This is a genomic window from Bradyrhizobium sp. 40 (assembly GCF_023100925.1).
In the GTDB taxonomy this organism is placed as follows: Bacteria; Pseudomonadota; Alphaproteobacteria; order Rhizobiales; family Xanthobacteraceae; genus Bradyrhizobium.
Genome location: NZ_CP064688.1, coordinates 552,075 through 568,509, shown reverse-complemented (window position 1 = coordinate 568,509; position 16,435 = coordinate 552,075). Strand labels below are relative to the sequence as shown.

Annotated in this window: 16 protein-coding genes; 10 read left to right on the top strand and 6 right to left on the bottom strand. The window is 64.9% G+C overall.

The features are described 5' to 3' along the window. Nucleotides 1-1,620: an ABC transporter ATP-binding protein gene (locus IVB40_RS02660; RefSeq protein WP_247818021.1), complete on the top strand. Its 1,620-nt coding sequence runs from the start codon at nt 1-3 to the stop codon at nt 1,618-1,620. A gap of 15 nt (nt 1,621-1,635) precedes the next feature. Here IVB40_RS02660 and IVB40_RS02655 read toward each other — a convergent pair whose 3' ends face one another. After that, nucleotides 1,636-1,905 (bottom strand): hypothetical protein, encoded by a 270-nt coding sequence (locus tag IVB40_RS02655; protein ID WP_247283201.1) that lies wholly within the window; start codon nt 1,903-1,905, stop codon nt 1,636-1,638. Nucleotides 1,906-2,246: 341 nt separating this feature from the next. Here IVB40_RS02655 and IVB40_RS02650 point away from each other — a divergent pair, with 341 nt between their 5' ends. Then, a complete protein-coding gene (locus IVB40_RS02650) occupies nt 2,247-2,411 on the top strand; it encodes a hypothetical protein (protein WP_197031214.1) in 165 nt (54 codons plus the stop codon). Beyond that, on the top strand, nt 2,408-2,617 hold the full coding sequence (locus IVB40_RS02645; protein WP_027570060.1) for a hypothetical protein: 210 nt from the start codon (nt 2,408-2,410) through the stop codon (nt 2,615-2,617). The genes IVB40_RS02650 and IVB40_RS02645 overlap by 4 nt, the downstream gene beginning before the upstream one ends. 133 nt (nt 2,618-2,750) lie before the next feature. On the opposite strand, the gene IVB40_RS02640 is transcribed toward IVB40_RS02645, so the two are convergent. After that, the gene (locus IVB40_RS02640) at nt 2,751-3,041 is read right to left on the bottom strand and encodes a hypothetical protein (protein ID WP_247283199.1); all 291 of its coding nucleotides are present in this window, start codon (nt 3,039-3,041) and stop codon (nt 2,751-2,753) included. A gap of 42 nt (nt 3,042-3,083) precedes the next feature. After that, complete coding sequence (locus IVB40_RS02635; RefSeq protein WP_247283197.1) at nt 3,084-3,851, bottom strand: helix-turn-helix transcriptional regulator; 768 nt, start codon at nt 3,849-3,851, stop codon at nt 3,084-3,086. A gap of 115 nt (nt 3,852-3,966) precedes the next feature. Between IVB40_RS02635 and IVB40_RS02630 the strand changes: the two genes are divergently transcribed. The 7 genes from IVB40_RS02630 to IVB40_RS02600 all read left to right on the top strand — a co-directional run bounded on the left by IVB40_RS02630 (nt 3,967) and on the right by IVB40_RS02600 (nt 14,286). Next, a complete protein-coding gene (locus tag IVB40_RS02630) occupies nt 3,967-4,371 on the top strand; it encodes a Rid family hydrolase (RefSeq protein WP_247283195.1) in 405 nt (134 codons plus the stop codon). Nucleotides 4,372-4,455: 84 nt separating this feature from the next. Further along, on the top strand, nt 4,456-4,776 hold the full coding sequence (locus IVB40_RS02625; RefSeq protein ID WP_247283193.1) for a hypothetical protein: 321 nt from the start codon (nt 4,456-4,458) through the stop codon (nt 4,774-4,776). 223 nt (nt 4,777-4,999) lie between these two features. Beyond that, nucleotides 5,000-5,725, top strand: a complete 726-nt coding sequence (locus IVB40_RS02620) for an outer membrane beta-barrel protein (protein WP_027570056.1) — start codon at nt 5,000-5,002, stop codon at nt 5,723-5,725. Nucleotides 5,726-5,889: 164 nt separating this feature from the next. Next, on the top strand, nt 5,890-8,043 hold the full coding sequence (locus tag IVB40_RS02615; protein ID WP_247818020.1) for a methyl-accepting chemotaxis protein: 2,154 nt from the start codon (nt 5,890-5,892) through the stop codon (nt 8,041-8,043). 94 nt (nt 8,044-8,137) lie between these two features. Beyond that, entirely contained in the window at nt 8,138-9,202 is a 1,065-nt protein-coding gene (locus IVB40_RS02610) for an MBL fold metallo-hydrolase (RefSeq protein WP_247818019.1), read from the top strand. Nucleotides 9,203-9,403: 201 nt separating this feature from the next. Beyond that, nucleotides 9,404-10,633 (top strand): 5-aminolevulinate synthase, encoded by a 1,230-nt coding sequence (hemA, locus tag IVB40_RS02605; RefSeq protein ID WP_247818018.1) that lies wholly within the window; start codon nt 9,404-9,406, stop codon nt 10,631-10,633. 143 nt (nt 10,634-10,776) lie between these two features. Continuing rightward, complete coding sequence (locus IVB40_RS02600; protein ID WP_027570053.1) at nt 10,777-14,286, top strand: PAS domain-containing hybrid sensor histidine kinase/response regulator; 3,510 nt, start codon at nt 10,777-10,779, stop codon at nt 14,284-14,286. Nucleotides 14,287-14,296: 10 nt separating this feature from the next. On the opposite strand, the gene IVB40_RS02595 is transcribed toward IVB40_RS02600, so the two are convergent. The 3 genes from IVB40_RS02595 to IVB40_RS02585 all read right to left on the bottom strand — a co-directional run bounded on the left by IVB40_RS02595 (nt 14,297) and on the right by IVB40_RS02585 (nt 16,410). After that, complete coding sequence (locus IVB40_RS02595) at nt 14,297-14,848, bottom strand: cytochrome P460 family protein (RefSeq protein WP_247818017.1); 552 nt, start codon at nt 14,846-14,848, stop codon at nt 14,297-14,299. A 73-nt stretch (nt 14,849-14,921) separates the two neighbouring features. Continuing rightward, entirely contained in the window at nt 14,922-15,953 is a 1,032-nt protein-coding gene (locus tag IVB40_RS02590) for an alpha/beta hydrolase (protein ID WP_247818016.1), read from the bottom strand. 37 nt (nt 15,954-15,990) lie between these two features. Next, nucleotides 15,991-16,410: an organic hydroperoxide resistance protein gene (locus IVB40_RS02585; protein WP_247818015.1), complete on the bottom strand. Its 420-nt coding sequence runs from the start codon at nt 16,408-16,410 to the stop codon at nt 15,991-15,993. Nucleotides 16,411-16,435: the final 25 nt, after the last annotated feature.

Below are 16,435 nucleotides of genomic sequence, written 5' to 3'. Positions count from 1 at the left end.
ATGACCGCACCGCCCGCCGTCTCCATCAAGAACTTGCGGATCGCGCTGCCCAAGGGCGCGGAACGGCCGTTCGCGGTCGACGGCGTCTCGCTCGATCTGCGGCCGGGCAAGATCGTCTGCGTCGTCGGCGAATCCGGCTCGGGCAAATCGATGTGCGCGCATGCGCTGATGGGCCTGTTGCCTGACACGGTCACCGTCACCTCCGGCGAGATCCAGTTCGAAGGCCGCGACCTGCTCAAGCTCGACGACGACGGTTGGCGCGATCTGCGCGGCCGCCGGCTCGCGATGATCTTTCAGGAGCCGATGACCGCGCTCAATCCGTTGATGCGGATCGGCGACCAAATGGCGGAGATGTTCGAGGCGCACGGGTTGCTCACGCCGAGGGAATGGCGCGCCAAGGCGCTGTCGCTGGCGCGCGAGGTCGGCCTCCCCGATCCCGAGCGCATCGTGCGCGCCTATCCACACCAGCTCTCCGGCGGCCAGCGCCAGCGCGCCATGATCGCGATGGCGCTCGCGCTCGAACCGGCGGTGCTGGTCGCGGACGAGCCGACAACAGCGCTCGACGTCACCACGCAAGCGCAGATCCTGAAACTGATCCGCAACCTCCAGCGCAATCGCAACATGGCGGTGATGTTCATCACCCATGATTTCGGCGTGGTCGCCGACATCGCCGACCAGATCGTCGTGTTGCGCCACGGCAAGGTGGTCGAGGAAGGCCCCGCCTCGGCCGTCTTCAACGCGCCGCAGCACGACTACACCAAGGCGCTACTCGCCGCCGTGCCCTCGATGGACCCGCCCGCCCGCAGCGCCCTCGACGACCAGGCCAAGGCGGTCGAGGTGATCGGACTGGACAAGACCTACGTCACCTCGGGCGGCTGGTTTCGCGAGGACCGCCGCGTCGATGCCGCTCGCGAAGTCAACTTCACGATTCTCAAGGGCGAGACGCTCGGCCTGGTCGGCGAATCCGGTTCCGGAAAATCGTCGGTGGCCCGGCTGGTGATGCGGCTGATCGAGGCCGATCGCGGCACCGTGCGGATCGGCGAGACCGATCTCACAAAGCTCGCGGGCAAGGCGCTACGCGCCGAGCGTCATCGCATCCAGATGATCTTCCAGGATCCGTTCGCTTCGCTCAATCCGCGCCGCAAGGTCGGTCATATCATCGCCGACGGCCCGATCGCGGCCGGTACCGATCCGAAAGTCGCGTTCGACCGCGCCCGCAATCTCCTCAAGATGGTCGGCCTCGATGCCGGCGCCCTCGAGCGCTATCCGCATGAATTCTCCGGCGGCCAGCGCCAGCGCATCGGCATCGCGCGCGCGCTCGCGCTCGAGCCCGAGATCATCGTCGCGGATGAGGCCGTCTCGGCGCTCGACGTCTCCGTGCAGGCGCAGGTCCTGAGGCTGCTCGAAGACCTCAAGGCCCGCCTCGGCCTCTCGATGCTGTTCATCACCCACGATCTACGCGTTGCCGCCCAGATCTGCGACCGAATCGCCGTGATGCAGCGCGGCGTCATAGTCGAGCTGAAGCCGACCGCGCAGCTGTTCGCCGCGCCCGAACATGCCTATACGCGCGAACTGCTCGCGGCGGTGCCGGGGCGCAAGGAGCGCGCGCCGGCAGCGTAAGTCAGCCGATTGCGGCTACTTCGGTCGAGGATTCGTGTTGTTCCAGGAGGGGACTGAGTTTGTTACGCCGACGGAGGGCTGGTTGGACGTTCCGACCGAGGGCGCTGTCACGGTCCCGACGGTCTGCCCGGAACTTCCGATAGTCCCTTGCTGTACCGGCGCTCCGGTGCGTCCGCTCGTGCTGCCTGGTGTACCTGTCGCCGACGTCTGTGCGTTGACAGCGAGTGGCGCTGCGGCCAATCCGAGAGCAATGAGTGCAGCAATGGAGCGTTTCGTTGTTGTCATGGCTGATCCTTTCGGGCGGTCTCTCAATCGCAATGCCGTTCGTCAGGCGCACGTGCACTGAGTGATCTACAACTCCGCGCGCGAGACAATGTGCCGCAATGCCCTCACACCGCAGAGCTCAATACGTCATCACGAAGCTGCGAAGCGATCCGGCCGAACAGATGCGTCGTGAGAGCGGCGCATCTCTGAAGGTATCTCGTTCCACTTCAGGAACGGAATACTCACGGGCTTTTTATCCCTCGTGACCGCCCGCACGGCTGCAAAGCCGAAGCCGGCACCCCACATCCGCATGAAATGATTTCCATCATGTGATGATGGATTGAGGATCTATTGGAGCCGACATGGGCCAGGTTATTGAGTTTGTCTCGAAATCCGAGCGCGAGCGCATTCGCCTCATCCAGGAAGCGCGCGCGATCTACGACAGCATCTTCCCGCCGGCTGATCCGGTAGGCGAACGATCGAGCGGAGCCTCCGCGCGTCGCAGCGACGGAGGAAACCTCGCGTGATCAAGATCATTGCCGTGCTCTGCAACCTCGCCTCTCCAGCGAACTGTCATGAGCAAACCGTCACCACATCCGACTTCGCCGACGTCTCGATGCAATCGTGCCTGATGGGTGCGCCACAGCTCGCCGAATGGATGAACCAGCATCCAGCCGAGCGCCTCGCCGGATGGCGCTGCGTGATCGGCCAACAGGTCGGTCGGGGAATTTAGGATCGGGCTGCGCTGTCCCTGAACGATCCGAAATGCCTGGTCCACCGCCATGAACATTGCTGGTCGCGCTTGATCTTCTCTGGCCTTGCGAACGGCGCAGGGTGACCGGCATTGGCTCGCCGGACAGGCGCGCCTATCGGATGGGCGGGTTGGTGTTGTTCCAGGTCGGGACTGCGTTGGTCACGCCGACGGACGGCCAATTATAGGTACCGATCGATGGCGCCGTGACCGTCCCGACCGACTGTCCGCTCGACCCGTAGGCTCTGGGCTGTGCTGCCAACGATCCGGCGCTCCCATAATTCGGAGCCACCACGCCGGTGCTGTAAGATCGGATTGACCGGTGCTTTTTGGCTTCAGCCGCGAACGGCGCGGCAAGCAGCCCGATGGTGACGAGGGCGGCGATGGCGGGTTTGATGCTTGTCATGGCTGATCACTTCATTCTGCCGCCCCCTTGGCATTTGTTCATTCAGCGGCGAATTTCCATGGGCACCCCATTCATAACTTCGTGCGCGGGCGAAGATGCCGCGGACCGGTTGCCGTTACCGCTCAGATGGATGCCGAATGTCTTGCGCAAGCCGATTTGTCCGGCTGGCGTGACGTGCACGATCCGCGTGTCGCGGTCCCGTCTCAGCCAGCCGCGCTCCAGGCAGCAACGTTGAATCTCTGCGCCGACGTGACCGGCGACGTGAAAGCGACGCTCGCTCCAGTCCAGGCATGGGCGGCAGAAGATTCGCCTGCTTCCGGATTTCGGCTCCAGCACCGCGCCGAACGCGGAGAGGAAATGCGTTCCGGAGGCCGTTACCTCTCCGCCGTCATCGGTGAGCACGACGTGCGCTTTGGCGACGAGGGCGTCGGCGATGGCGACGCCGAGATAGCCGGCCAGATGGTCGTAGCAGGTGCGCGCAAAGCGAAGTTGATCGTCGGCGATCGAGCGTGACTGATGACGCGGCGGAACCTCGATGGCGGCGACGGCCTTGATGCTCTCCAGCATCCTGGCCACCAAAGGAGACGCGATGCGGTAATAGCGGTTGCGACGTTTCTGCGTCACGATGAGCAGCCGCGCCCCGACCAGCTTGCCGAGATGTCCGCTTGCCGTCGACCTCGATATTCGCGCGCGCGCCGCCAGTTCGCTCGCGGTCAGGGCCTGCCCGCCCATCAGCGCCGCCAGCATCGTGGCCCGCGCGGTATCGCCGACCAGTGCCGCCACCTCGACCATGTTTGCCGCTGCGACCATGGAGAAAGCGTATCGCGACCGTCCCGGCACGACAACGGTGATGGTTTGGCCGCGGCCGAACCATTGGACGCCGAGCGCGCTCTACCGTGGCTCCGACACAATCCGGAGGCCCAGCATGAAACGCATCCGCGTGGAGCCGATATCGACCTATCTGGAGCGCCGCCGCAGAGGCCCGATCTATCCGGTCGTCGTCGTCGAAGGCTTCGTCTATCTATCCGGCCTGCCGCCATTCGATCCCGAAACGGGCGAGGTCAGAACACTACCGTTCGAGCGGCAGGCCGAGATCGTGCTCGACCAGATGAAATGCTGCCTGGAAGCGGCGGGGTCGTCGCTGGCGGAGGTGATCAAGTGCAATGTCTATTGTACGCCCGATCCCGCGCATTTCGCCACGTTCAACGAGGTCTATGCCCGTTACTTCCAGGACTGTTCACCGGCGCGCATCTTCCTGCACGTTCCATCTTGGCCTGGGCCATTTGACATCGAGGTCGATTGCGTCGCGCTGGCGAGGCAACATGGATGAGGTCAGGCGCGGATTGCCCGCCTTCGGATGGACCCGAATCAGCGCTAGTGCATTCACCTCATCGACTTCGCGTATTGAGGCGACATGACCGGTCCCGAACTAAAGCAACTCCGCCACGATCTCTCGGAGGTCCTCGAGCGCAAGCTCACCGCGGCCGACATGGCCCGGCTTTGCGGATTGCCGGAGAAGGGCGGCGCCGACACCATCCGGCGCTGGGAGGTGAGCGGCCCGACACCGTCGGCGACCAAGGTGCTGCGCGTGCTCGCGATGGCGAGCGAGCGCTATCCGATCCTGGAGAAGTTCGACGTGTTCGATCGTCATGACGTGCGCGAGGAAGACCGGCCCGCAAAGCGCGCTGCATTCCGCGAACAGATGCGCGATGAGGCGCGGCGCCGCCTTGGTTAACGAGATGCGCGCGCAAGTTACCCTGATAGCGCCGAGTTAAGCCTTCCTTCACCACTTCTTAAGCCGCCATTAAGCACGAAAATCATTTACAGCCCAATAAGTTAGGTTGGCTGCCGCTGTGCCACGGATGTGACAGCATTTTCGTCAAAAGCGAGCTATCTGCAGAACCAACGACGGCGCGGAAAGCGCGCCTGCCGCGGACCTGAGTGTTGGAGTTTGGACGATGAAGAAGATTCTGTTTGCGACCGTTGCGCTGCTCGTGGTGGGCGCTGCCGCGCCGGCGGTCGGTGCCGATCTCGGTAACCGCAATTACTATAAGGCGCCCGCGCCCGCCTATGCCGCGCCGATCTACAACTGGACCGGCTTCTACATCGGCGGCCATGTCGGCGGCGCGTTCTCCAGCGACAACAATTTCAGCGGCCTCTCCACCGGCAACAACGGCAACGGCCGTTTCCTCGGCGGTCTGCAGGCCGGCGCGGACTGGCAGTTCAACCCGAACTTCGTTGTCGGCGTCGAAGGCCAGTATTCCTGGCTCTCCGGCAGCGTCGGCGCGGTGTTCCCGGGCGGCGTCGCCTACACCAACGACCAGCGCGGTCTCGGCTCGATCACCGGCCGCGTCGGCTACACTTGGGGTCCGGGCCTGCTCTATGTGAAGGGCGGCTACGCTTATTCGGACAACAACGAGAAGGTGACCGTCGGCGGCGTGCCGGCGGCCTTCGTCATCACGGGCGATCACCGCAACGGCTACACCGTCGGCGCCGGCCTCGAATACATGTTCGCGCCGAACTGGTCGGCCAAGGCCGAGTACCAGTACTACAATTTCGGCGACGCGCACTTCACCGGTGGTCCGCTGGCGGGCACCGGCAACTTCACCACCGACGACCACACCATCAAGGCGGGCGTCAACTACCGCTTCAACTGGGCCAACTCGGCGGTCGCGCGCTACTGAACGGTTACCAAGATCTTATCATGATGAAGGGCCGGCATCATTGCCGGCCCTTCTTTTTTCGCTGTGCGGAACGTAGGCAACCGATTGAGCAACTTGCGATTTTTTAACCTGGCCCGAGGATACTCCGCGGCGAAAACATAAAGATCACGCGTGGGGGAATTTCGATGGCGATCCGTCTGGGCCTTGGCCGCTTGCTTGGTCGTATCCGGCCTCGTTTCAAAATGCCGACGTGGGGCGTGCGCGGCAGCCTGTTCACGGCCTTCGCGGTGATCGCGGGCATGGGCCTCGTGATTGCAGCCGGCGCCGGCTTCGTCTTCAACCATCTCGGCAGCACCATGATGGACCTGAGCGGCCGCGACATCCCGCGCCTTTCCGCCAGCCTTCAACTCGCATCGCAAAGCGCAACGCTTGCGGCACAGGGGCCGGGCCTCCTGGCGTCGCCGTCCGACGAGGCGCTGAACGAACGCACCAAGAAGGTGCAGGAGATCCAGCAGCTCGCCATGGCCAAGCTCGGCGAGATCATCGAGCTCGGCGCCGACAAGCAGATCGCAACCGCGTTGCGCGACACCGCCAAGAGCATCGACGAGGCGACCCAGAGCCTGGTGTCGGCCGCGCGCGAACGGCTGGATACCGGCGCACTGCACGACAAGCAATATGAAGCGCTCCGCAAGGCGCAGCTCACCTTCGTCGGTGCGGCCGGTCCTGCCATGCTGGATGCGCAAACGCGCTTGAACGCGATCCTCGGCGCGGCGGAAGTTTCCGCCGACGATGCCACCGAAGCCGCCCGCACCGTCTCCCAGGTCGCGACCATCTCCGCCAACGGCAATCTGATGGCTGCCGACATGATGGCGGCGCTGTCGGCCAACAACAGCGATACCCTGGAGGCGATCGAGAAGGAGTTCAAGGCGACGCGCGACCGCGTCAAGTCGAACCTCGAGGACCTGCCGAACATGGCCTCGATGCAGGCGGTGCGCGACACCGTGCAAAAGCTGTTCGCCTTCGGCGAAGGCAAGTCCGGCGTGTTCAAGATCCGCCAGAAAGAGCTCGACGCGATCGACTACGGCCAGACCATCCTGGACGAGACCCGCAAGCTCAATGTCGGCCTCGGCATCAGCGTGCAGCAGCTCGTCGAGGGCGTGCAGAAGGAGACCAACGCGTCGACCTTCCAAGCGCGGCATGAGATCTCGCTCGCGACCACCGCGATGCTGGCACTCGGCGCTCTGACGCTGGTCGGCTCGGCGCTGTTCGTCTGGCTCTATGTCGGCCGCAACATCCTGCGCCGCATTCGCGAGCTTCAACGCGCCATGCAGTTGCTCTCGGCCGGCGACCTCGACACCGAGATCGTCCGCTCCCGGCAGAACGACGAGATCGGCGCGATGAAGGAAACGCTGACGGTGTTCCGCGACAGCATGATCGAAGCTCGCGCGCTTGCGAGCGAGCAAGACAGGGATCGCGTCGCCAAGGCCGAGCGTGCGGCGCAGATGGAAGCGAAGATTGCAGAATTCGAGGGCGCGGTCCGCACCGCACTCGACAATCTCGCGCAGTCAGCCAATTCGATGCAATCGACCGCGCAGAGCATGTCGAACACGGCAGACCAGTCCAATGCGCTGGTGAACGCGGTTGCCTCCGCAGCCGAAGAGACCTCGGTCAACGTGCAGACCGTATCATCAGGCACCGAGCAGCTCTCGTCCTCGATCGAGGAGATCAGCAAGCAGGTCGTGACCTCGGCCGCGATCGCCAGGAAGGCGGTCGACGAAGCCGGCGCGACCGATGCCACGGTGCAGAGCCTCGCCGACAGCGCGAGCCGCATCAGCGTGGTGGTCGACCTGATCCAGACCATTGCCTCGCAGACCAATCTGCTGGCGCTCAACGCCACCATCGAGGCGGCGCGCGCGGGCGAAGCCGGTCGTGGCTTCGCGGTGGTCGCCTCCGAGGTGAAGAGCCTCGCGAGCCAGACTGCCAAGGCGACGGAGGAGATCCGCAGCCAGATCGCCAGCATGCAGTCAGTGACGACTTCGGCCGTCGGCGCCATCCAGGGCATCGGCCGGATCATCGGCGAGATCAACGACGTCACCACGACGATCGCCGCCGCGGTCGAGGAACAGGGCGCGGCGACCCGCGAGATCGCCCGCAACATCCAGCATGCCGCTGGCGGCACCAGCGAGGTTTCCAGCAACATCGTCGGCGTCTCCACGGCTTCGGCGGAAGCCGGCGCAGCGGCGAACGAAGTGCTCGGCGCCTCCGACTCGCTCCGCCGCGAGGCCGACATGCTGCGCGGAGAGATCGACGCGTTCCTCAACAACATGCGGGCGGCGTAGGCGCCGTTCCGTAACCCGGAATGACCGCTATGCGGACCCGGCCAGCGTCCTTTTTCGGCTGGCGCGGCGGGGGCGGCGGGTTTAAGTCGGTAGCATGAACGCAAAGACCGACACCGTGCAGTCCTCCGCCGACGCCCTGCGCTATCCCTGGGAACAGCATCCCGGCCCCGAACAGGTCGTCGAGGTGAAGCCCGGTGTGTTGTGGGCGCGGCTGAAGCTGCCGTTCCGGCTCAACCATGTGAACATCTACCTGCTCGCCGACGGTGACGGCTATGCCATGATCGATGCCGGCTTCGGCAATGAGGAGACGATCGAAGCCTGGACGAAGCTGTTCGACGGGCCGCTGAGGGGCGTCAACATCACGCGCCTGATCGTGACCCATTCCCATCCCGATCATGTCGGTCTGGCCGGGTGGATCGTCGAGCGGTTCAACTGCCCGCTGGTGATGTCGCAGGTCGAATATCTGCAATCGGTCTATCACCAGAACCGCGGCACCGAGGAGCGGCAGGAAGCGCAGCGGCTGTTCTTCCGCCGCCACGGCATGGACGAGTCGCTCACCGAAAAACTGCTCGGCCGCGGCCAGGACTACCTCAAGCGCGTCTCGGTGCTGCCCCCGTCCTACCGCCGCATCTCGCATGGCGAGGACGTCGTGATCGGCACGCGCCGCTTCAAGGTGATCACCGGCGGCGGTCACGCGCTCGACCAGGTGATGCTGTATTGCGCCGACGACAAGCTGTTCCTCTCGGCCGACCAGGTGCTGAGCAAGATCTCGCCGAACGTCAGCGTGTGGGCGGTCGAACCCGATCAGAACTCACTGGGCGAATATCTGGCCTCGCTCGCCAGCCTTACGACGACTCTCCCCTATGACGTGCTGGTGCTGCCCGGCCACGGCGTGCCGTTCTACGGCCTGAAGACCCGCATCAAGCAGCTCGCCGATCACCACGAGGAGCGCTGCCGCCTGATCGCGGAAGCCTGCCGCGAGGTGCCGCAGACCTCGCGCGCCCTGGTGCCCGTGGTGTTTAACAAGCACGTGCTGGACGAACACCAGATGGGCTTCGCCGCCGGCGAACTGGTCGCCCACGTCAACTACATGATCGTGGAAGGCCGGCTGACGGCGGAGATGAAAGACGGCGTGTTGCAGTTCAGGACGACGACCTGAAGGCTGCGCTCAATTCACCGGATGGTGCAGAGCAACATTGCATCTCGCGCGAACTTGATCCGGATCAAGTTTCAAATCGCACGATAGGGCATTTTGCCCAAATGCCCCGCAGGTCCAAATGTGGGATAGCGCATAGACATTGGAGCTGGAAAAGCTCTAAGGATATGCGGGTCTTTGGTCGGTTCCGCTGCAGGTTTGACGATGGATTACGCCCAGTTCTTCAATTCCGCCCTTGATCGTCTCCACACCGAGCGGCGCTACCGCGTGTTCGCCGATCTCGAGCGCATTGCCGGCCGGTTCCCGCATGCGCTCTGGCACTCGCCGAAGGGCAAGCGCGACGTCGTGATCTGGTGCTCCAACGATTATCTCGGCATGGGCCAGCACCCGAAGGTGGTGGGCGCAATGGTCGAGACCGCGACCCGCGTCGGCACCGGCGCCGGCGGCACCCGCAACATCGCCGGCACGCATCATCCGCTGGTGCAGCTCGAGGCCGAGCTCGCCGATCTCCACGGCAAGGAAGCCTCGCTGCTCTTCACGTCCGGCTACGTCTCGAACCAGACCGGCATCGCGACCATCGCGAAGCTGATCCCGAACTGCCTGATCCTGTCGGACGAGCTCAACCACAATTCGATGATCGAGGGCATCCGCCAGTCCGGCTGCGAGCGGGTCGTGTTCCGCCACAACGACCTCGCCGATCTCGAAGCGCTGTTGCAGGCTGCGGGCCCGAGCCGGCCCAAGCTGATCGCCTGCGAGAGCCTTTACTCGATGGACGGCGACATCGCCCCGCTCGCCAGGATTTGCGACCTCGCCGAGAAGTACGGCGCAATGACCTATGTCGACGAGGTCCATGCCGTCGGCATGTACGGCCCGCGCGGCGGCGGCATCGCCGAGCGCGACGGCGTGATGCATCGCATCGACATTCTCGAGGGCACGCTCGCCAAGGCGTTCGGCTGCCTCGGCGGCTACATCGCCGCCAACGGTCAGATCATCGACGCGGTGCGCTCCTATGCGCCGGGCTTCATCTTCACCACCGCGCTGCCGCCGGCGATCTGCTCGGCCGCGACCGCCGCGATCAAGCATCTGAAGACGTCAAGCTGGGAGCGCGAGCGTCACCAGGATCGCGCCGCCCGGGTCAAGGCGATCCTCAACGCCGCCGGCTTGCCGGTGATGTCGAGCGACACCCACATCGTCCCGCTGTTCATCGGCGATGCCGAGAAGTGCAAGCAGGCCTCCGACCTCCTGCTCGAGCAGCACGGCATCTACATCCAGCCGATCAACTATCCGACGGTCGCCAAGGGCTCCGAACGCCTGCGCATCACGCCCTCGCCCTATCACGATGACGGCCTGATCGATCAGCTCGCCGAAGCCCTGCTGCAGGTGTGGGATCGCCTGGGTCTGCCGCTTCGCGCGAAGTCGCTTGCGGCGGAGTAGCTCCGGGTCGTCCTGCTTAACGACAACCCCAGTTCCCGCACCCGCACGGCATTTCGCTGTCGCCTACGGCCGTCCAACGCGCTAGATTACAGGGAAAATGAGATCGGGCGCGGCCAGCGCGCCCAGAGAGAAGCACGCTCGCCATGCTGCACGATTGGGGCGTGATCGCCGCCGCCTTCGGCTATATCGGCTTTCTGTTCCTGGTGGCGAGCCATGGCGACCGCCGCTCGCCGGCCGGGCGCGGCCGCGCCTCGGGGCTGATCTATCCGCTGTCGCTGGCGATCTACTGCACCTCCTGGACCTTCTTCGGCTCGGTCGGCTTCGCCACCCGCACCTCCACCGACTTCCTCGCGATCTATGTCGGCCCGATCCTGATGATCGGGTTAGGGGCCGGCGTCCTCCGCCGCGTGATCCAGCTCGCGAAGGCCCACAACATCACCTCTATCGCCGACTTCATCGGTGCGCGCTACGGCAAGAGCCAGGCGGTGGCGGCAACCGTCGCGCTGATCGCCATCATCGGCTCGGTGCCCTACATCGCGCTCCAGCTCAAGGCGGTCGCCTCCTCGCTCGAAACCATCCTGAGCGAAGACCAGGCCTTCTCCCACATCCCGATCGTCGGCGACGTGGCGCTGATGGTGACGCTGGCGATGGCGGCCTTCGCAGTGCTGTTCGGCACGCGGCAGACGGACGCCACCGAGCACCAGCACGGCCTGATGCTCGCGGTCGCGACCGAATCCATCATCAAGCTGGTCGCCTTCCTCGCCGCGGGCATCTTCGTCACGTTCTGGATGTTCTCGCCGCACGAACTGATCGAGCGCGCGATGAAGACGCCGGAGGCGGTGCGCGTCATCAACTATTCGCCGTCGATCGGCAACTTCCTGACCATGACGCTGCTGTCGCTGTGCGCGATCATGCTGCTGCCGCGCCAGTTCCACGTCAGCGTGGTGGAGAATTCCTCGGACGCCGAGGTCGGACGCGCGCGCTGGCTGTTTCCGCTCTATCTCGTCGCCATCAATCTGTTCGTGATCCCGATCGCGTTCGCCGGCCTCGTCAGCTTCCCGTTCGGCGCCGCCGATCCTGACATGTACGTGCTGGCGCTGCCGATGGAGGGCGGCGCGGATCTGCTCAGCGTCGCCGTCTTCGTCGGCGGGCTGTCGGCGGCGACCGCGATGGTGATCGTCGAATGCGTCGCGCTCTCCATCATGGTCTCGAACGATCTCGTGGTGCCCCTGGTGCTGCAACGACGGCCCGAGGGGCGCACCGGCGGCGCCGATTTCAGCGACTTCCTGCTGCGCTCGCGCCGGCTCGCGATCTTCGCCATCATGGTGATGGCCTATTTCTACTACCGCGCGCTCGGCAACACCCAGCTCGCGGCGATCGGGCTCCTGTCTTTTGCCGCCATCGCCCAGCTTGCACCAAGCTTCTTCGGCGGATTGCTGTGGCGGCGCGCGACCGCGCGCGGCGCGATCGGCGGCATGCTGGTCGGCTTCGCGGTGTGGCTCTACACGCTGTTCATCCCGAGCTTCATGGATACCTCGACGGCGGGCATCCTGCTGCTCCAGCACGGCCCGTTCGGGATCGAGGCGCTGCGGCCGCAGGCGCTGTTCGGCGCCGATTTGCCGCCGCTGATGCACGGCGTGGTCTGGTCGCTGTCGCTCAACATCCTCACCTATGTGCTGTTGTCGCTGGCGCGCCGGCCGTCTTCGATCGAGCTGGTGCAAGCCGATCTGTTCGTCCCCAACACGCTCGCGCCGATCTCCCCGGGCTTCCGGCGCTGGCGCACCACCGTCACGGTGCAGGACATCCAGACCACGGTGGCGCAATATCTCGGGCCTGACCGGGCGCGGCATTCCTTCGAGGCATTCTCCGCGCGGCGCAATGTGCGGCTGGAATCCGGGGCGCCCGCCGATTTCGAGCTGCTGCAGCACGCCGAGCACCTGATCGCCTCCTCGATCGGGGCGGCCTCCTCGCGTCTCGTGATGTCGCTGCTGCTGCGCAAGCGGACGGTCTCCGCCAAGGCTGCGCTAAAACTGCTCGACGATTCCCATGCGGCGCTGCATTTCAACCGCGAGATCCTCCAGACCGCGCTCAACCATGTGCGCCAGGGCATCGCGGTATTCGATGCCGATCTGCAACTGATCTGCTCCAACCGGCAGTTCGGCGATCTCCTCAACGTTCCCCCGCATTTCATCCAGTTCGGCACGCCGTTGCGCGAAATCCTGGAATTTATGGGCGTGAGCGAGCCGGCCGATCCGATCGAGCGCGAGGCCATGCTGGAGCGCCGGCTGGCGGCCTACACCACCGACGGCGAGCCTTATCTCGAGCGCCTGCCCGACCGCCACATGGTGATCGAGATCTTGACCAACCGCATGCCGGGCGGCGGCTTCGTGATCACCTTCACCGACGTCACGCCGACGTTCGAGGCGGCCGAAGCGCTGGAGCGCGCCAATGCGACGCTGGAAAAGCGGGTGCGCGACCGCACCGAGGAACTGACCCGGCTGAATTCCGAGCTGGCGCTGGCCAAAAGCGCGGCCGAAGACGCCAGCATCTCCAAGACGCGCTTTCTCGCCGCCGCCAGTCACGACATTCTCCAGCCGCTGAACGCGGCGCGGCTCTATGTCACGAGCCTGGTCGAGCGTCAGCACAGCGGCGAGGAGACGCGGCTGGTCGAGAACATCGACGAATCGCTCCAGGCGATCGAGGAGATCCTCGGCGCGCTGCTCGACATCTCCCGGCTCGACGCCGGCGCGATGACGACCTCGATCTCGAGCTTCAAGATGGCCGATCTGATGCGCTCGCTGGAGATCGAGTTCGCTCCGATCGCACGCGCCAAGAATCTGGCGCTCGTCTTCGTGCCGTGCTCGCTGCCCGTCGAGTCGGATCGTCTCCTGCTGCGACGGCTGCTCCAGAACCTGATCTCCAACGCGATCAAATATACCCCGCGCGGGCGCGTCCTGGTCGGCTGCCGCCGCCATGGCGCCTCGCTCAAGATCTGCGTCTACGACACCGGCGTCGGCATTCCGACGGTCAAGCGCAGCGAGATCTTCAAGGAATTCCACCGTCTCGAGCAGGGCGCGCGGATCGCCCGCGGCCTCGGCCTTGGCCTGTCGATCGTCGAGCGGTTGGCGCGCGTGCTCAAGCACGACATCGCCATCGATTCCAATGTCGGCGGCGGCTCGGTGTTTTCCGTGACGGTGCCGACGGCGAAGGCGATCACCCACACCGCGGCCGTGACCAGCGCAACGCCGCTCGCACGCACCTCGATCTCGGGGACCCTGATCGTCTGCATCGAGAACGACGCCGCGATCCTCGACGGCATGCGCACGCTGCTGAAGGCGTGGGACGCCGAAGTGATTGCGGTCGCCGATCCCGAGGGCGCGATCGCCGCGATCGAAACCGCCGGCCGCCGCGTGACCGGGCTGCTGGTCGATTATCACCTCGACCGCGGCAACGGCATCGCCGCGATCCGCGACATCCGCCGCCGCTTCGGTGACGGCATCCCCGCGATCCTCATCACCGCCGACCGCAGCCCCGCCGTGCAAATGGCGGCCCGCGACGAAAAGGTCGCGGTGCTCAACAAGCCGGTCAAGCCGGCCTCGCTCCGCGCCCTGCTCGGCCAGTGGCGCACGCAGCAGATGGTGGCGGCGGAGTGAGCCTCCGCTCTCAGGGCGCAAGCCTCGTAAACACGTAATCGCGACTCTTCACACGAGCTTCGTGGCAGGCGAAGCAGGTGCGATGCTGTGCCTCGTCGACCGGCTTGCCGTTGACGAAGCGACCAAATCCCCAGCCGCCGGTCGAGGCATATTTTCTGGAATCCTTGACCATCACCTGGACGGTGGTGGCCTCACCGGGAATCGTCGCGGACGCAAATTCGGGGGATTGCTTCCGCTTCCAGGCGCGTTTGACCAGAATTGTCCCGTCCGGGAACGGAAGCTTGCCGCCTTGATAGGCATCGATCGCGGCGCTGTTGCCGACGACGGCACGCAGCTCGTCCAGGGGAGCCGCCTCTTCGGCCGGCGCGATCAGCTCCCACTGCTTGTAGCCTTCCGGGACAGTGACGCCGAAGATCGGCGAGGCATCGGCCTCGCCCTGCGCGAAAGCGATCGTGACCAGATATGGCACGCAGGTCAGGACAACGACGAGGAGGAGCACGGCCAGCACGATCATCGTCGTAGACGATGGAAATTTTGACTTTTCAGATTTCATTGTCGTCATGACGCCTCACTGAGCTGCGATCGCATATCAGGCCTGGGCCCGGCCTTGCCGGACCGAGGTGCTGCCAAAATTCTCAGGCACCGCCGTCGGCCTCGATCACGGCCTTGGCAAAGGCTTCCGGTGCTTCCTGCGGCAGATTGTGGCCGATGCCGCCGGTGATCAGGCGATAGTCGTACCGGCCCGAGAATTTCTTGGCATAGGCGCTTGGATCGGGATGCGGCGCGCCGTTGGCGTCGCCTTCCATCGTGATCGCCGGGACGCCGATGACGGGAGCTGCGGCGAGCTTCTTTTCGAGCTCCTCGTATTTCGCTTCACCCTGGGCGAGCCCGAGCCGCCAGCGGTAATTGTGGATCGTGATCGCGACATGATCCTTGTTGTCCAGCGCCGCCGCGCTGCGATCGAAAGTGGCGTCGTCGAACTTCCACTGCGGCGAAGCCAGCTTCCAGATCAGTTTTGCGAAATCATGCGTGTACTTCTCGTATCCGGCGCGGCCGCGCTCGGTCGCGAAATAAAACTGGTACCACCATTGCAGCTCGGCCGACGGCGGCAGCGGCGCGTTGCCTGCGGCCTGGCTGGAGATCAGATAGCCGCTGACCGACACCAGCGCACGACAGCGATCCGGCCACAGCGCGGCGATGATGTCGGCGGTACGCGCGCCCCAGTCGAAGCCGGCGACAACCGCCTTCTTGATGTCGAGCTTGTCCATCAGTGCGATGATGTCGACGGCCATTGCTGCAGGTTCGGCGTTGCGCGGCGTTTCGGCGGAGAGGAAGTGGGTCGAGCCGTAACCACGGAGATAGGGAATGATGACGCGATAACCGGCCTTCGCCAGGATCGGCGCGACGTCGACGAAGGCGTGAATGTCGTAGGGCCAGCCGTGCAGCAGGATCGCGACGGGGCCGTTCGCAGGACCGACCTCTGCGTAGCCGACGTTGAGGACGCCGGCATCGATCTGCTTGATCGCGCCGAACGGCGCATTCGTCGCGGCCGAGCGCGGCGCTTCCGATTCGGCGCGGGCGAGGCCGATCACGCCGAGGCCGGCGGCGACAGTTCCCGCTGCGATGCCGAAAAACTGGCGGCGGTGCTGATCGATGATCTGTTTCATGATGGTGCTACCTTGTTGATGGTTGGAGGTGGTGCCGTCAGATCAGCGCGACCGTGACGTCGATGTTGCCGCGGACGGCCTTGGAATAGGGACAGGTCTGATGCGCCTCATCGACGATCCCGCGCGCGATCTCGCGATCGAGGCCGGGCAGGCTGACATCGAGGCGTGCCCTGAGGGAATAGGCGCCCTCGTCGAGCACCAGGTCGATCTCCGCATCTATCGCGCATTTCCTGGGGAGCTCGATCTTCCGCTTGCGGGCCGCGATCTCCATCGCGCCCTCGAAGCAGGCCGACCAGCCGGCCGCGAACAATTGCTCGGGATTGGTACCGATGCCGGTGCCGCCCGGCGGCGACAGCTTGACATCCAGGCGGCCGTCGGAACTGCGAGATATCCCGTCCTGTCGCCCGCCGCTGGTGTGGGTCCGGGCCGTGTAAAGCAACTTTGTCGCCTGGGTCATGAAGGTCTCCTTGCCGTCGCACAAG

Bases quoted from the DNA above. Each gene is read 5' to 3' on its own strand.
- IVB40_RS02660 (WP_247818021.1), top strand. From the start codon at position 1: ATGACCGCACCGCCCGCCGTCTCCATCAAGAACTTGCGGATCGCGCTG.
- IVB40_RS02655 (WP_247283201.1), bottom strand. From the start codon at position 1,905: ATGACAACAACGAAACGCTCCATTGCTGCACTCATTGCTCTCGGATTG.
- IVB40_RS02650 (WP_197031214.1), top strand. From the start codon at position 2,247: ATGGGCCAGGTTATTGAGTTTGTCTCGAAATCCGAGCGCGAGCGCATT.
- IVB40_RS02640 (WP_247283199.1), bottom strand. From the start codon at position 3,041: ATGACAAGCATCAAACCCGCCATCGCCGCCCTCGTCACCATCGGGCTG.
- IVB40_RS02635 (WP_247283197.1), bottom strand. From the start codon at position 3,851: ATGGTCGCAGCGGCAAACATGGTCGAGGTGGCGGCACTGGTCGGCGAT.
- IVB40_RS02630 (WP_247283195.1), top strand. From the start codon at position 3,967: ATGAAACGCATCCGCGTGGAGCCGATATCGACCTATCTGGAGCGCCGC.
- IVB40_RS02625 (WP_247283193.1), top strand. From the start codon at position 4,456: ATGACCGGTCCCGAACTAAAGCAACTCCGCCACGATCTCTCGGAGGTC.
- IVB40_RS02620 (WP_027570056.1), top strand. From the start codon at position 5,000: ATGAAGAAGATTCTGTTTGCGACCGTTGCGCTGCTCGTGGTGGGCGCT.
- IVB40_RS02615 (WP_247818020.1), top strand. From the start codon at position 5,890: ATGGCGATCCGTCTGGGCCTTGGCCGCTTGCTTGGTCGTATCCGGCCT.
- IVB40_RS02610 (WP_247818019.1), top strand. From the start codon at position 8,138: ATGAACGCAAAGACCGACACCGTGCAGTCCTCCGCCGACGCCCTGCGC.
- hemA (WP_247818018.1), top strand. From the start codon at position 9,404: ATGGATTACGCCCAGTTCTTCAATTCCGCCCTTGATCGTCTCCACACC.
- IVB40_RS02600 (WP_027570053.1), top strand. From the start codon at position 10,777: ATGCTGCACGATTGGGGCGTGATCGCCGCCGCCTTCGGCTATATCGGC.
- IVB40_RS02595 (WP_247818017.1), bottom strand. From the start codon at position 14,848: ATGACGACAATGAAATCTGAAAAGTCAAAATTTCCATCGTCTACGACG.
- IVB40_RS02590 (WP_247818016.1), bottom strand. From the start codon at position 15,953: ATGAAACAGATCATCGATCAGCACCGCCGCCAGTTTTTCGGCATCGCA.
- IVB40_RS02585 (WP_247818015.1), bottom strand. From the start codon at position 16,410: ATGACCCAGGCGACAAAGTTGCTTTACACGGCCCGGACCCACACCAGC.